We start from the raw sequence: 14485 nt of genomic DNA on the forward strand, positions 1-14485 counted from the left end.
GGTTATTGCTGTCGGAGATGGTGCTAATGACTTGCCAATGCTGAGTCGAGCTGGATTGGGCGTAGCGTTTAGAGCTAAACCTCTTGTGAAAGAGTCCGCTCGTCATGCGATATCAAACCTAGGCCTTGATGCTGTACTTTACTTGATCGGCTTTAGAGATAGAGAAGCAGAGTAGGATCTTAAGGCTATCGGTATGTTTATTCGATAGTCTTAATTAGCCCTTCTTGAAAGTCTGTTTGTGCAATGGCTTGTTCGCTCGTTTGCGGTTGGGTCATCCAACTTAATACATCATAGTAGCGACGTATGTTTTGCACGTATATGACCGGCTCATTACCACGGGCGTAGCCGTAACGAGTCTGTTTATAATATTTCTTCTTCTGTAAAAGTGGTAAGAATTCTTTTACGTCCATCCATTTGTCCGGGTCTTTTCCGGCTTTCTCTGTCAGAATCCTTGCGTCATCAAGATGGCCGTAGCCCACGTTGTAGGCAGCTAAGGCAAGCCAGCTTCGGTCTGGTTCAGCTATGCGCTTCGGAATCCTGGCTCTAATTTTAGAGAAGTAGCGAACACCACCTTTGATACTCTGCTCAGGATCTAATCTGTTTTTAATGTTCATTTCCTTTGCCGTGATGCGTGTCAGCATCATTAGTCCACGAACACCGGTTGGAGAAGTTGCACGAGGTCGCCAGTGAGATTCTTGGTAGCCCATCGAGGCCATCAGGCGCCAGTCGATGTCTTGCTCTTCTGCAAACTCTTTAAAAGTTTCTTCGTACTTTGGCAGCCGGCTGTTTATATGCCGTATAAAGGTGCGAGCGCCCACGTAATTGAGTTGTCCCAAGTGTCCAAAATAGCGCTCTTTAAGGTTAATAAGTCTGCCATCTTCTTCAATTCGGGATAAGAAGTTGTTTACCTTGTTAATTAAGGTGTGATCTGTGCTGGCAGGAAAGTACCAGCTAATTTGTTGTGCTTCACCAATTTCAAAGGCCTTTTTAACTCGCGGGTAATAAGCTTGGTGAATATCTAGCTCGTTTGAGGTGATGATGGCGTAATCAATTTCTTTGTCTTGTACCATCTTCATCAGGTCAATGGTTTCAACATCAAGAGCTTCCCATTGAAGGGCGTTCATTAAGTCGGGATTTTCATTACGCAGGTTGTTTAATTCTTCTGCGTGATAACTGTCACTTACTACCGCGATACGCTTGTCAATAATATCGCTAATATCTCGCGGTCTAACACTACCGTATCGATAGACGACGATGGGGGTTGTTTCCATGTAAGAGCTGGAGTATTTATATCGATCTGCGCGCGTATCGGAGGCGACCATGCTGGCGGTCGCAATGTTGGTATAGTCGTTATCGAGTGCTGACAAAATCTGGCTGCGGGTGGCCGCGACTTTTACATCCAGTTTGAGTCCCGCATCTTCGGCAAACATTTTCGCAAGGTCATATTCAAAGCCAGCGGGGCCCTCTCGGCCTTCATAATAAACGGCTGGAGCGTTGCGAGTGATGATGTGTAATGTGCTGTGCTTATTGATTTTGTCCATCGTGCTGGGCTTTTCGCAAGCACAGAGCAACGAAGCAAGTAAGAGAATGACAAGCGTTTTGCCATAAAGTAATACTTGGTGAGTAGACCGAAGCTTAATTGGGCTCCGTCGAAGACTGGATTGAATAGAACTTTTTGAATAGGACAAATAAATACCTTTTAATCACCAGACTGCTACTGCATGCATTCCCTTGTTCCGGGGCAGGAGTGCCTCGCTTCAGCGGTGCTGAGCTGTTCCTTTATGTCACTAATTTTATGTATAATCTTTTCAGTAACTGGTCTCTGAGTCAACCTGGAGGGTGGTAAACATTGTTTCAAAATGTACCCGTTTGAGCTCCGTCACGGTCCCCGGATTCACAATTACTACGGCCATTATACCTTCAGATACAATTCTTGGTTAACAGACGCGCCAGTTTCGAGTAGAATACCGCCTCCATTATTTCAACGCTCCTTCGATGAGGTACGCCTTTATTATGTTGGAACTTCGAGGCGCTCCAGCTCTCTCTCCTTTTAGAAGTCATAAACTACTTGAAACCATCCAAGCAGTTATTCCAGAAATCGAATCTGTGTATGCAGAATTTATGCACTTTATTGATGTGTCGCAGGACTTAAATCCTAGCGAACTCAATATCTTGAATAAGCTGCTTACCTATGGTCCAAGTGTGCCCTCTGAGGCAGCGGAAGGCGTTTTGTTTTTGGTTGTTCCACGGCCTGGAACAATTTCACCCTGGTCTAGTAAAGCGACCGATATTGCGCATATTTGTGGCTTGAATCAGGTAAATCGAATTGAACGCGGTGTCGCATATTATGTTCGATCTGCTGAAAAGCTTACGCTCGAACAGCGCCAAACGCTATCTTCGCAGTTCTATGACAGAATGACTGAAGCTGTCTTCCATGAAACGGCGGGTGCCGAGTTGCTGTTTAGACACTCTGAACCGCGCCCTATGAGCAGTGTCGATGTGCTGTCATATGGTGAGAGTGCGCTTGAAGAAGCAAATAAGCGTATTGGTCTGGCTTTGGCTACAGACGAAATAGAGTATTTAACCAAAGCTTTCTGCGGGCTAAAGCGTAACCCGACAGACGTAGAGCTAATGATGTTTGCTCAGGCGAACTCTGAGCATTGTCGTCACAAGATCTTCAATGCATCTTGGGATATTGACGGTGAAGCTCAGCAAAAATCATTATTCTCGATGATTCGTAATACCAATGAGCTGAATTCTGAAGGTGTATTGTCTGCTTATGTTGATAACGCTGCGGTAATAGCCGGATCGAAAGGAAAGCGCTTCTACCCGAACCCTGAAACTCAGGAGTATCAGGCGCATGAGGAAGATATTCATATCCTCATGAAGGTTGAAACACATAACCACCCGACAGCTATTTCTCCATTCTCTGGTGCCTCGACAGGTTCAGGTGGTGAGATTCGTGATGAAGGTGCTACAGGTAAAGGCGCAAAACCTAAAGCTGGTCTGACAGGTTTTACGGTATCGAACCTAAGAATTCCTGGTTTCGAACAGCCATGGGAAACAGATTTTGGCAAGCCTGACCGAATGACTTCTGCCTATAACATCATGCTTGACGGTCCTCTAGGTGGTGCTGCCTTCAATAATGAGTTTGGTCGACCGAACTTGTGTGGCTACTTTAGAACCTTTGAAGAAGAAGTTGCTGGCCCGAATGGTCAGGAAATCAAGGGTTACCACAAGCCTATTATGATTGCTGGTGGTATGGGAAATATTAAAGAGTCCCATGTACTGAAAGGTGACATCGATGTTGGTGCAAAGCTAATTGTATTGGGTGGCCCGGCCATGCTGATCGGCCTTGGCGGCGGTGCAGCCTCTTCGATGGATTCAGGTGCTAGTCATGAGGACTTGGATTTTGCTTCTGTACAGCGTGAAAACCCTGAAATGGAACGTCGTTGCCAGGAGGTTATAGACCGCTGCTGGCAGCTTGATGATAATAACCCAATTGCCTTTATACATGACGTAGGGGCGGGTGGTTTATCAAATGCTTTTCCGGAGCTTGTGAAAGATGGCGGGCGCGGTGGACGATTCGACTTGCGAAAGATCCCTAACGATGAGCCTGGGATGGCGCCACACGAAATTTGGTGTAACGAATCTCAAGAACGTTATGTTATTGCTGTGTTGCCGCAAGACTTGGAGCGCTTTGAGGCGATTTGTGCTAGAGAACGCTGCCCCTACGCTGTGATTGGTGATGCTCTGGAAGAGCATGATTTAACACTGGAAGATCCGCACTTCGATAATAAGCCGGTTGATCTACCCATGTCAGTGTTGTTTGGAAAACCGCCTAAGATGCACCGTTCGGTTGAATCAGAAGCGTTTACTAAGCCGATGTTCGAGTCTAGTCAGATAGATATAAAAGAAGCGGCTGAGCGCATTCTACGTTTACCGAGTGTGGCGAGTAAGAGCTTCCTTATCACGATTGGTGATCGTTCAATTACCGGAATGGTTGCACGAGATCAGATGGTTGGCCCATGGCAGGTTCCCGTTGCTGATGTAGCGGTTACTGCGGTTGATCTTGAAAGCCATACTGGTGAAGCGATGGCGATGGGCGAGCGTACGCCAATTGCGAATATCGATGCGCCGGCTTCTGGTCGTATGGCTGTTGGTGAGGTGGTTACCAACCTGGCGGCTTCATCTATCGAAAAAATCTCTGATATTCGTTTGTCTGCTAACTGGATGGCCGCAGCGGGTCACCCAGGTGAAGACGACAATTTATATAAAACTGTTCAAGCGGTTGGCATGGAGTTGTGTCCTGAACTGGGTATTTCTATCCCGGTCGGTAAAGACTCTATGTCGATGAAAACTGTTTGGCAAGAAGGGCATGAGACACGCACGGTTACCTCTCCGTTGTCTTTGATTATTACCGGCTTTGCGCCAGTCAGTGATGTAAGAAAAACACTGACACCTGAGCTGGCAAGTGATCAGGGTGATACTGATCTAATATTGATTGATTTGGCGAATGGTCAAAACCGATTGGGTGGATCGGCTCTGGCACAGGTTTATAAGCAAATGGGTGCCGTCACGCCAGATGTCGACGACCCGGAAGATTTAAAAGCTTTCTTTGCTGTGATTCAGGGTTTGAATCAAGATGGCAAATTGCTGGCTTATCACGATCGTTCTGATGGCGGCTTATTTACAACCCTGGCGGAAATGTCATTCGCTGGGCGTGTAGGTGTTGACGTTAAGCTGGACTTGTTGGCTGAAGACTCCAGCCACTTCGCGCGAGAACTTTATAATGAAGAGCTAGGTGCAGTCATCCAGGTTAAGCAAGGTGATACTGAAGAGGTTCTTCAGCAATTCACTGCTGCGGGCTTAGGTGAGCATACGCTAGTAATTGGCCAGACCAACGAAGACGATAAGATTCGTTTTGCTTTTGATGGTCAGTCAGTTATTGAGGAATCTAGAGCTTACTATCAGAGAATTTGGGCAGAAACGAGCTATCGAATGCAATCGGCACGTGATAATGCCGAGTGTGCTCAAGAAGAATACGATACATTACTGGATGAAAAAGACCCTGGCTTGAACGCTAAACTAAGCTTCGATCCGAACGAAGATATCGTTGCGCCTTATATCAATACTGGTGCCAAGCCAAAGGTTGCGGTACTGCGTGAGCAGGGCGTTAATGGACAGATAGAGATGGCAGCTGCCTTCACCAAGGCAGGCTTCTCAGCCGTTGATGTTCATATGAGTGATCTCTTGGCTGGCAGAACAGCCTTAAGTGATTATAATGCGTTAGTCGCTTGCGGCGGCTTCTCTTACGGCGATGTTTTGGGCGCTGGTGAAGGTTGGGCGAAATCGATCTTGTTCAATAGCAGCGTGAGAGATCAATTCTCGGCCTTCTTTGAGCGTCAAGATACTTTAGCGCTTGGCGTTTGTAATGGCTGTCAGATGATGTCTAATCTTCGTGAGCTGATTCCTGGTTCAGAGCATTGGCCTCATTTTGTGCGCAACCGTTCTGAGCAGTTTGAAGCACGTGTAGCGCTCCTGGAAGTACAATCGTCTCCTTCTTTGATCTTGAATGGTATGGCGGGCTCTCGACTTCCTGTGGCAGTAGCGCACGGAGAAGGGCGAGCTGAATTCGCGAGTGAGCAAAAACTGGCGTCCCTGATGTCGTCTGAGCAATTGGCTTTAAAATACGTAGACAATTATGGGCAGACAGCGACTCGTTATCCTGCTAACCCGAATGGCTCTCCAGAAGGCTTAGCCGGGGTTTGTTCTCAGGATGGACGTGTGACGATTATGATGCCTCACCCTGAGCGTGTTTATCGTACTTTGCAAAACTCTTGGCACCCTAAGGACTGGGGAGAAGATGGTCCTTGGTTGAGGATTTTCAGAAACGCGAGAAAATGGTTCGTTTAACGAACCATTTTTTTTGCCTGGGTTTTGTCTAGAAAGATTGGTTAAATGCTCCGAATTTGGGCGTGTAACAAAATGTTAAAATCTGTATTTCTTTGTGAAAACTGCGACGTCGAATATTTGTCGACTTGATCGATAATTGACCTTCAAATTACGTTTCAAATAACGAAATATTGACAGGCTCTCAAAAAGACAACGTTTTTGCTGGTTTTTATGCACACATTTGAGGCGCTTGCTATATAAGTGAGTAAAAAACTGAGGCTTTCTACACTTTTCTTTGTTGACATATTTAACGTATTGATAATAAAGGGTTTATTTGCTTCGGTTAAAAAAGTGTCAATTTGTATGAAGTTCAGTGTTTATCAGTGTTTAGGGCGTTTTCCCAAAAACTTTCCCCAGAGTTATCCACAGTTTTTGTGGGTAAGTTAAAATTAAATCTAACACTTGTTTGAAACACCTGTATTGGCGGGCTTTACACGTAAATCTGTGTAACCTTAATAAATGAATCAAGTGTACGGTAGGGTATATGGTATGTATAAGTTATGTTTTTTTGTGCCTGTCGAGAATGCGGAAAAAGTTAAGGATGCGGTTTTTTTGACAGGTGCAGGTAGGATAGGTTGTTATGATCGGTGTAGCTGGGAAACTTTGGGGGCTGGACAATTTAGACCTTTATCTGGTAGCAAGCCAGCGATTGGTCAGATTGATGAAATTGAAAAAGTTCAAGAGCTAAAGGTTGAATTGGTTTGTTCGGATGAGTGTATCAAACAGGCCGTGTCAGCATTGAAGCAGGCTCATCCTTACGAAGAGCCTGCATACGAAGTATTTCGTTTGGAGGAGGGCTTCTAGTGTTCCCTAGCTCATTAGCTGATTAAGGCTGACTGGTGTGACTCTGAGCACTTCATCAATGGTTGTTAAGCCATTTGCTATTTTATTTGCGCCGCTTAGCCTTAGTGAATACATCCCTTCTTTAATTGCTTCTTTTCTGAGCTCTGCTACTTGACCGCTTTCGTGTATGTGCCCTTTTAAGCTTTCGGATAAGGGCATGATTTCATAAACGCCTGCTCGACCGCGATAGCCTGTTTGTCGACATTCTTGGCAGCCGACGGGTTGTTGCGCATTTTGAGGCAAAGGTGTTTTCCAAGGTCTGGTAAGCATTTTCCAGTCTTCCTCTTCAAGCTCGACAGGTGTCTTGCAGGACGTACAAAGGGTTCTAACCAGCCTTTGGGCCATCACGCCCAATACCGTTGCTTTTATTAGGTATGGAGGGATGCCGAGTTCCATTAATCGCGTGATTGCGCTGGGTGCGTCATTAGTATGCAGTGTCGAAATAACCAGGTGGCCTGTCAGGGCAGCTTGTATTGCCATCTCGGCTGTTTCCAGGTCTCTTATTTCACCAATCATTATGATATCGGGGTCTTGTCGCATAAGGGCTTTAATGCCGCTGGCGAAATCCAGGTCGATATTTTGTTGGATCTGCATCTGATTGAAGGCAGGTTCTACCATTTCAATCGGATCTTCAATCGTGCTGACATTAACTTCGGGTGTCGCGAGTTCACGCAAGGTCGAATAGAGCGTTGTCGTTTTTCCTGAACCGGTCGGGCCGGTAACGAGAATAATGCCATTTGGCTGACCGGTCATTTGCTTCCAGCGTTTTAAATCTTCGCTAGAAAAGCCTAACTCAGAGAATGAGCATTGTAAGACTTCCGGATCGAAAACACGCATTACTAGTTTTTCGCCAAAGGCGGTAGGCAGGGTTGAAAGACGGAGCTCTATTTCCTTCTCATTGCTGTTACGTGTTTTTATTCGGCCATCTTGTGGTTTTCTTTTTTCGGCGACATTGAGGCGACCTAGAATCTTGAAGCGGCTGGTAACCGCGATGCCTACTTTGGCGGGAAATTCATAGACGTTATGCAGTACACCATCAATTCGAAAGCGTACTTGTGAGATTTCCCGGCGTGGTTCAATGTGAATATCGCTAGCGCGCTGCTCAAAAGCATATTGCAGAAGCCAGTCAACAATGTTGATGATGTGTTGATCGTTAGCGTCCGGGTTGCCTTGCGCGCCAAGTTCCAGCATTTGTTCAAAGTTCTGTGAATGCTGCGAGGAAGTTTGTGCGCCAGCCTTATTAACAGAGTTTGCCAGGTGATAAAATTCGACAGTATATTTTCTTAGATCAGCAGGAGAGACGATGACTCGGCTAATGTTCTTCTTGAGAATGTGCTTTAGATCGTTTTCCCAATGATCAACAAAAGGTTGGGCGCTGGCGATGACGGCTTCTTCTGAGTTGATTTCGACTGCCAGAATATGATGCCGCTGAGCGAAAGCAAGTGACATCACGTTTGCTACTTTCTGACTATCAATTTTCAGAGGGTCGATTTGGAAAACCTCTTGCCCGCTCCATGTAGAAAGCCAGTTAAGCAAGGATTCTATGCTGATGGCTTCCCCGGAAGGTTTACTTAGTTCAGCGTTCGCTATGATTTCTAAAGGGTGAAGCTTTGCCTGCGCACTTCCTTTTGGCGCGATCAGCAGCGCCTTCGCATCTTCCTCACTTAACCACTTATCTTGCTGCAATTGGTGAACGATTTGCCCGAAAGTGAGTGGCTCAGAATGTGAAAATTGCTGCTGCATTAAGGTTTACTCTCATGTAATTAAAGCTAACTGATTAGTTAGCTAATCTAGAATAGCGCTCGGCCCAGAGCGCGTTCCCACTTTATATAAAACATAGCAGATAAAAAGATGTTGACGGTTAATAAAGTGATAACCAGGTCTAAGCCTGCGCCTTGAGATAGAAAGGCTTCGACAACTGCTTGAGTAAAATAGAATAAAACGATAAAACAAAGCCACGTATATGAACGCAGGCTATCTTTAATTAAGCCAGGCAGAATGATCAGCAATGGGGAGAGTTTGACGCTTACGACGACCCAGGGTGAGCTTCCTTCGGGTAGGTAGCTTGGAAGGCTGGTGATGATCATCATTAGAATAAGTAAAAGGTAGGAAGCCCAAGTAATGCAGTAGGCGACTACGTTTTTTCTTGGGCGCTGTGGTGTTTGAGACATTCGGTGTTCCATTACAATTGAGGTGAGCTTGGTGTCGACAGTCCGACTTCACCCTCAAACTTATACCGTAGAGGGCGCTTCGAAGCATATATCGTTTATATAAGTTCGAGTACGTTTTCTGGTGGGCGACCCAGAACTGCTTTGTCGCCTTTAATGACAATAGGGCGTTCGATGAGCTTTGGGAATTTCGTCATCGCGTCAATTAATTGGGCGTCGCTAAGTGTTTTATCTGCTAGCTCGTTGTCTTTGTAAGCTTGCTCACCTTTGCGAAGAAGTTCGCGGGCGCCAATGCCTAACTTACCAAGTATCTCTGAGATTTTTTTGGCGTCTGGCGTATCATCTAAATACAGAACAATTTCAGGCTGGATGCCTTTCTCTTCGATAAGCGCTAAGGTTTGGCGTGATTTAGAGCAGCGAGGATTGTGGTATATTTGTATCGTGTCGGTCATAGTTAATCGTCCAGCGTGGTAAAATTAGATGGCATATTGTAACAGGAGTCAGGCTTGAGAATAAAAACACTTTTGCCCTTTGTATTGTTTCTTTTTCTAAGTGCCTGCTCTGAATCTGTTTTCGTCTTTTCTGATGGTCGCCAGCAAGCGCTAAACTCATATAAGGGGCAGTGGCTATTAATCAATTACTGGGCAGAATGGTGCCGGCCCTGTCTCGATGAATTACCAGAATTGAACAAGTTAAATAAAGGTGAGGCCTTCCAGGTTCTGGGTTTTGACTTCGATAAAGCGAAAGGAGAGCTCTTGGATAGCAAGGTTAAGCGGTTGGGAATAGATTTTCCGGTGCTTGATGCAGACCCGTCTAGCATGTTTTCTCAGAAATTGCCGAGTGGCCTGCCAGCGACAATGTTAATAAACAAGCAGGGGAAGTTTGTTAAGTGGTTAATGGGGCCGCAAACGGCAGAGTCGATCAATAGGCATTTAGGCTTGGAGTAAAAGTAGCTGTTTTTACTCTGAGCTCAAATATTGTTAAGCCAGAGTTGATACGCGCTCTGCTTCTTGGATTACCCGTTTAGGGCACCTGTCCATCACCACTGATATTCCTGCTGCACGTAACTTGGCTGCAGCAGTTTCATTGATGACGCCAATCTGCATCCAAACAACCTTGGGTTGTAGAGTTTTCGGAAGTGCTAGCACTTCGTCACATATCGATGCAGCGGCTTCAGAGTTTCTAAAAATATCGACCATGTCGACCTTAATGGGCAGCTTGGTGATGTTTTTGATTACCGTTTCACCTAACAGATTCTGGCCTTCTAGGTCTGGGTTAATCGGTGTGATTTTGAAACCTTTGTTTTGCAAGAAGTTCATGACTTCATTACTTGGTCTTTCGGGTTTTTGACTGGCACCAACTAAGGCAATTGTTTCAACTGAGTTGAGTAGATCTATCAACTGGTTGTGGTTAAATTGTGTTTTGATAAGGTTCACCAATGCGTCTGATACGGGAATTAAAGTCGTAAAAAATAAGCGCTAAGATGCTTCGACAAGGCCTTAAGTCATGCTAACATCTCAGCTCCTACAATATGTCATCGCGATACCTCATGCCAGCAAAATTTGTTCATCTCAAGTTACATACTGAATTCTCCCTTACCAACGGTTTGGTAAGGATCAAACCGCTGATTAAACAGTTGGTCGATGAGGAGTTTCCGGCGGTCGCGATCACTGATCAATCTAACCTGTGTGCACTCGTCAAGTTCTATAAGTCTACGCGCGGTTCTGGTATCAAACCGATCGCCGGGGTTGATATTTGGCTCGAAAACGAAAGTGAGCCAGACAATCCAAGCCGTCTTACCTTGTTGGCAAAGACTGACAAGGGTTACCTTAATATGACCGAGTTGGTCTCGAAGGGTTTTACTGAAGGGCAAGATTATGGCAAAGCGGTCATCACGAAAGAGTGGTTGAAGGAAGCATCAGAAGGTCTGATTGTTTTGTCCGGTGCGAAAGATGGAGAAATTGGCCGTGCTTTGTTGGCTGGGAGAGAAGACCTTGCTGTTGAGCTCTTGGAGCACTGGATGTCGGTTTTTTCTGATAGTTTCTACCTTGAACTTCAGCGTACTAATCGCCCTAATGATGAGGAATGCGTTCATCTGAGTGTTGCGCTAGCCGAGAAGTTATCGTGTCCGGTTGTTGCGACAAACGATGTGCAATTTCTGGCTGAGTCTGATTTTGAGGCTCACGAAGCCAGGGTTTGTATTTCAGACGGTGAAACACTCGATAACCCAAACCGGGAAAAGCTCTATAGTGACGCTCAGTACCTTAAAAGTGCTGACGAGATGTTGGCCTTATTCGAAGATATTCCCGAGGCCGTTGAAAACACGATAGAAATCGCTAAACGCTGCAATGTGGAAATTCGTTTGGGCGAGTACTTTCTGCCTCAATATCCCGTGCCTGAAGGCATGACAATGGATGAGTTTTTTCGCAAGCTTTGTCATGACGACCTGGATGAGCGCTTAAAAGTAATTTTGGCTAATTGTCCTGAAGACGAGCTTGAGGAACGGCGAAAACCTTATCTGGATCGCTTGAAATTTGAACTCGATATCATTCTTCAGATGGGGTTTCCCGGCTATTTTCTGATCGTAATGGACTTTATTAAATGGGCGAAGGATCATGATATCCCTGTTGGCCCGGGTCGTGGTTCAGGTGCTGGTTCACTTGTTGCATATGTATTGAAAATTACCGACCTGGATCCCTTGCAATACGATCTACTATTCGAACGTTTCTTGAACCCGGAACGTGTCTCGATGCCTGACTTTGACGTTGACTTCTGTATGGATGGGCGAGACCGGGTTATCTCTTATGTTGCTGATCATTACGGCAGGGATGCGGTATCGCAGATTATTACCTTTGGTACGATGGCAGCAAAGGCTGTGGTGCGAGATGTTGCGCGTGTGCAGGGTAAATCTTACGGTTTGGCTGACCGGCTTTCGAAGATGATTCCTTTCGAAATCGGCATGACTTTGTCAAAGGCGATTGAGCAGGAACCGACCTTAAAAACTTTTCTTGATGAAGACGAAGAAGCCCAGGAGATCTGGGAAATGGCTGTCTGTCTAGAAGGGATTACGCGTAACGTCGGTAAGCACGCCGGTGGTGTTGTTATCGCACCGACTAAACTGACAGACTTTGCTGCACTTTATTGTGATGAAGAAGGCGGTGGCCTGGTTACCCAGTTCGATAAAAATGATGTTGAAGATGCAGGCCTGGTTAAGTTCGACTTCTTGGGGCTTCGTACTCTAACTATCGTTGACTGGGCTTTGAAGATGATTAACCCTCGCTTGGCAGCGAAAGGTAAAGAGCCTATTAATATTGACCATATCCCACTGGATGATAGGCCCTCTTTTGAATTGCTGAAGTCAGCAGAAACAACGGCGGTATTCCAGCTGGAATCCCGTGGTATGAAAGACTTGATTCGTCGACTTCAGCCAGACAACCTTGAAGATATGATCGCACTGGTTGCACTATTTAGACCGGGGCCTTTGGAGTCAGGCATGGTTGATGACTTTATCAACCGTAAGCATGGGCGGGCAGAAGTAGCCTATCCTCATCCTGACTTTCAGCATGAGAGTCTGAAAGGCATTCTAGAACCGACTTACGGTGTTATTGTCTATCAGGAACAGGTTATGCAGATTGCACAGACCTTGGCAGGATATACGCTAGGTGGCGCGGATATGCTGCGTCGTGCAATGGGTAAGAAAAAACCGGAAGAAATGGCTAAGCAGCGCGATACCTTCCGTGAAGGTGCTGCGTCAATTGGTGTTGACCCAGACCTCGCCATGAAAATATTCGACTTGGTAGAAAAGTTTGCGGGCTATGGTTTTAACAAGTCTCACTCAGCGGCCTATGCGGTCGTTTCCTATCAAACATTGTGGCTAAAGACTCATTTTCCTTCAGAGTTTATGGCTGCGGTACTGACTGCCGATATGCAAAATACCGACAAGGTGGTGACCTTAGTCGAAGAGTGTCGTCAGATGAAAATCTCTTTGGTGCTGCCGAATGTCAATGTCAGTCAATATACCTTTACCGTTGATGACGATCTTCAGGTTGTCTACGGTTTGGGTGCCATTAAAGGCTTAGGGGAAGGGCCCGTTGAGAGTGTCTTGGAAGCCAGGGAAGAGGGCGGACCATTTAAAAGTCTGTTTGATTTTTGTGACCGGGTAGATTTGAAGAAGGTGAATAAGCGAGCTCTGGAAGCATTGATCCGAGCCGGTGCCATGGATTCGATTGGCCCGAGCCGCGCGAGGATGATGGAAAGTATTACCGAAGCAGTACAACGCGCTGACCAGAATGCCAGAAACCAAAATGCGGGTATGATGGATATGTTTGGCGAGGTTGTTCCTGACGAAGATGAGGATGTCTACGCAAGTTCAGAAGGTGTTCGTGAGTGGAGTGAAAAAGAGCGGCTAGGGCAGGAAAAAGACACCTTGGGCTTATACCTGACAGGTCACCCTTTTGATGAGTATGAAAAAGAGGTTAGGCGTTTTGCTCCGAACTCTATATTAAACCTTAAGTCCAGTCGTAATCGGACGACGGTAGTGGGTTTGATTGTTGAAATTCGGGTAATGAAGAATAAACGTGGCCAGACCATGTGCTTCGTTACTTTGGATGATCGTAGTGCACGAATTGAGGCGACACTATTTGCGGATACATTTGACGAGTGTCGCGAGGCTATTCAAAAGGATGAGGTGGTTGCTGTTTCTGGTGTAGTGAGTCTTGATGACTATTCCGGAATGCTGAAGATGCGAGTTAGCCAGGTACAAAGTATTGCTTCAGCGAGAATTAACTTTGCCAAGAATATCTCTATCAGTATTAGTCAGGCGCAGTGTGCTGACGGAATGCTAGAAAGCGTTAAGAGTAAGTTGGAACCTTATCGTTGTACTCAGCCAGTACCTGCTGCACCAGCAATGCTTGGTGAGGGGGCAATGGTGCGAGAAGAAGAGTCGCTTCAGCCAGCAGGTTGTAAGGTTGCCTTAAGCTACCAGCGACCTGATGTGAGTGCGGTTATCGAATTTGGTGATAGCTGGCGGGTTGAGCCTGCTGACGAATTGTTTCAAGAGTTAGAGTATTTGCTGGGTGAAGGGAAGGCGCAGCTCGTTTATTAGCCTCATATTTTTTTTATGTTGTGGCGGGATTTTCACTTATGCTGTCTGGTAAGGCGGCGAAAAAAAAGTAACAATAGCCCCCTCAAATCTAATGGAAGAGTCAGTTAGCCAGACTAAAGCGGTTTATTATGAATTTATACTACCTTGATTTTGAACAGCCCATTGCAGAGCTGGAAGAAAAAATAGAAGAACTTCGCTTGGTCGGCAGTGATCAGGAGCTCAATATTCAAGAAGTGATTGAGCGTCTTGAGCATGAATGCGAGATTCGTACAAAAGATATTTTTGCGAATCTTAATGCTTGGGATGTCGCGCGCTTGGCTAGACATCCAAAGCGTCCTTATACGCTTGATTACATTGAGCAGATTTTCACAGACTTTGATGAGTTGCATGGTGATAGAACTTATGCTGATGATCA

At 45.8% G+C, this 14485-nt stretch carries 10 protein-coding genes and 1 pseudogene; 6 read left to right on the forward strand and 5 right to left on the reverse strand.

The genetic code is table 11. From position 1 onward, the window contains the following. On the forward strand, positions 1-175 hold a 175-nt coding region (locus tag A3735_RS29345), incomplete at its 5' end, for an HAD hydrolase family protein (protein WP_156499925.1). A 22-nt stretch (positions 176-197) separates the two neighbouring features. Here the strand turns inward: A3735_RS29345 and mltF are convergent. Next, a complete protein-coding gene (gene mltF, locus A3735_RS25780) occupies positions 198-1688 on the reverse strand; it encodes a membrane-bound lytic murein transglycosylase MltF (RefSeq protein WP_197476065.1) in 1491 nt (496 codons plus the stop codon). Positions 1689-2013: 325 nt separating this feature from the next. Between mltF and purL the strand changes: the two genes are divergently transcribed. Beyond that, a complete protein-coding gene (gene purL / locus A3735_RS25785) occupies positions 2014-5916 on the forward strand; it encodes a phosphoribosylformylglycinamidine synthase (RefSeq protein WP_068638900.1) in 3903 nt (1300 codons plus the stop codon). Between the two features lie 528 nt (positions 5917-6444). Next, positions 6445-6759: a YqfO family protein gene (locus A3735_RS25790; protein WP_068511457.1), complete on the forward strand. Its 315-nt coding sequence runs from the start codon at positions 6445-6447 to the stop codon at positions 6757-6759. 6 nt (positions 6760-6765) lie between these two features. Here A3735_RS25790 and A3735_RS25795 read toward each other — a convergent pair whose 3' ends face one another. The 3 genes from A3735_RS25795 to arsC all read right to left on the reverse strand — a co-directional run bounded on the left by A3735_RS25795 (position 6766) and on the right by arsC (position 9418). Next, a complete protein-coding gene (locus A3735_RS25795; RefSeq protein WP_068511455.1) occupies positions 6766-8541 on the reverse strand; it encodes a GspE/PulE family protein in 1776 nt (591 codons plus the stop codon). A 47-nt stretch (positions 8542-8588) separates the two neighbouring features. Further along, complete coding sequence (locus tag A3735_RS25800) at positions 8589-8969, reverse strand: DUF2069 domain-containing protein (protein ID WP_068511453.1); 381 nt, start codon at positions 8967-8969, stop codon at positions 8589-8591. Between the two features lie 95 nt (positions 8970-9064). After that, positions 9065-9418, reverse strand: coding sequence for an arsenate reductase (glutaredoxin) (arsC, locus tag A3735_RS25805; RefSeq protein WP_068511451.1), 354 nt, complete (start codon positions 9416-9418; stop codon positions 9065-9067). 54 nt (positions 9419-9472) lie between these two features. On the opposite strand from arsC, the gene A3735_RS25810 reads away from it, so the two are divergent. Further along, on the forward strand, positions 9473-9913 hold the full coding sequence (locus A3735_RS25810) for a TlpA disulfide reductase family protein (RefSeq protein WP_068511449.1): 441 nt from the start codon (positions 9473-9475) through the stop codon (positions 9911-9913). 33 nt (positions 9914-9946) lie between these two features. On the opposite strand, the gene A3735_RS25815 is transcribed toward A3735_RS25810, so the two are convergent. Continuing rightward, complete coding sequence (locus tag A3735_RS25815; protein WP_231872309.1) at positions 9947-10402, reverse strand: CoA-binding protein; 456 nt, start codon at positions 10400-10402, stop codon at positions 9947-9949. 113 nt (positions 10403-10515) lie between these two features. On the opposite strand from A3735_RS25815, the gene dnaE reads away from it, so the two are divergent. Both dnaE and A3735_RS25825 read left to right on the forward strand, forming a co-directional pair. Then, the gene (dnaE, locus tag A3735_RS25820; RefSeq protein WP_068511448.1) at positions 10516-14070 is read left to right on the forward strand and encodes a DNA polymerase III subunit alpha; all 3555 of its coding nucleotides are present in this window, start codon (positions 10516-10518) and stop codon (positions 14068-14070) included. A 128-nt stretch (positions 14071-14198) separates the two neighbouring features. Next, positions 14199-14485 (forward strand): annotated as a pseudogene (locus A3735_RS25825) (acetyl-CoA carboxylase carboxyl transferase subunit alpha); the annotation flags it as partial.

Source organism: Oleiphilus sp. HI0061, assembly GCF_001635675.1.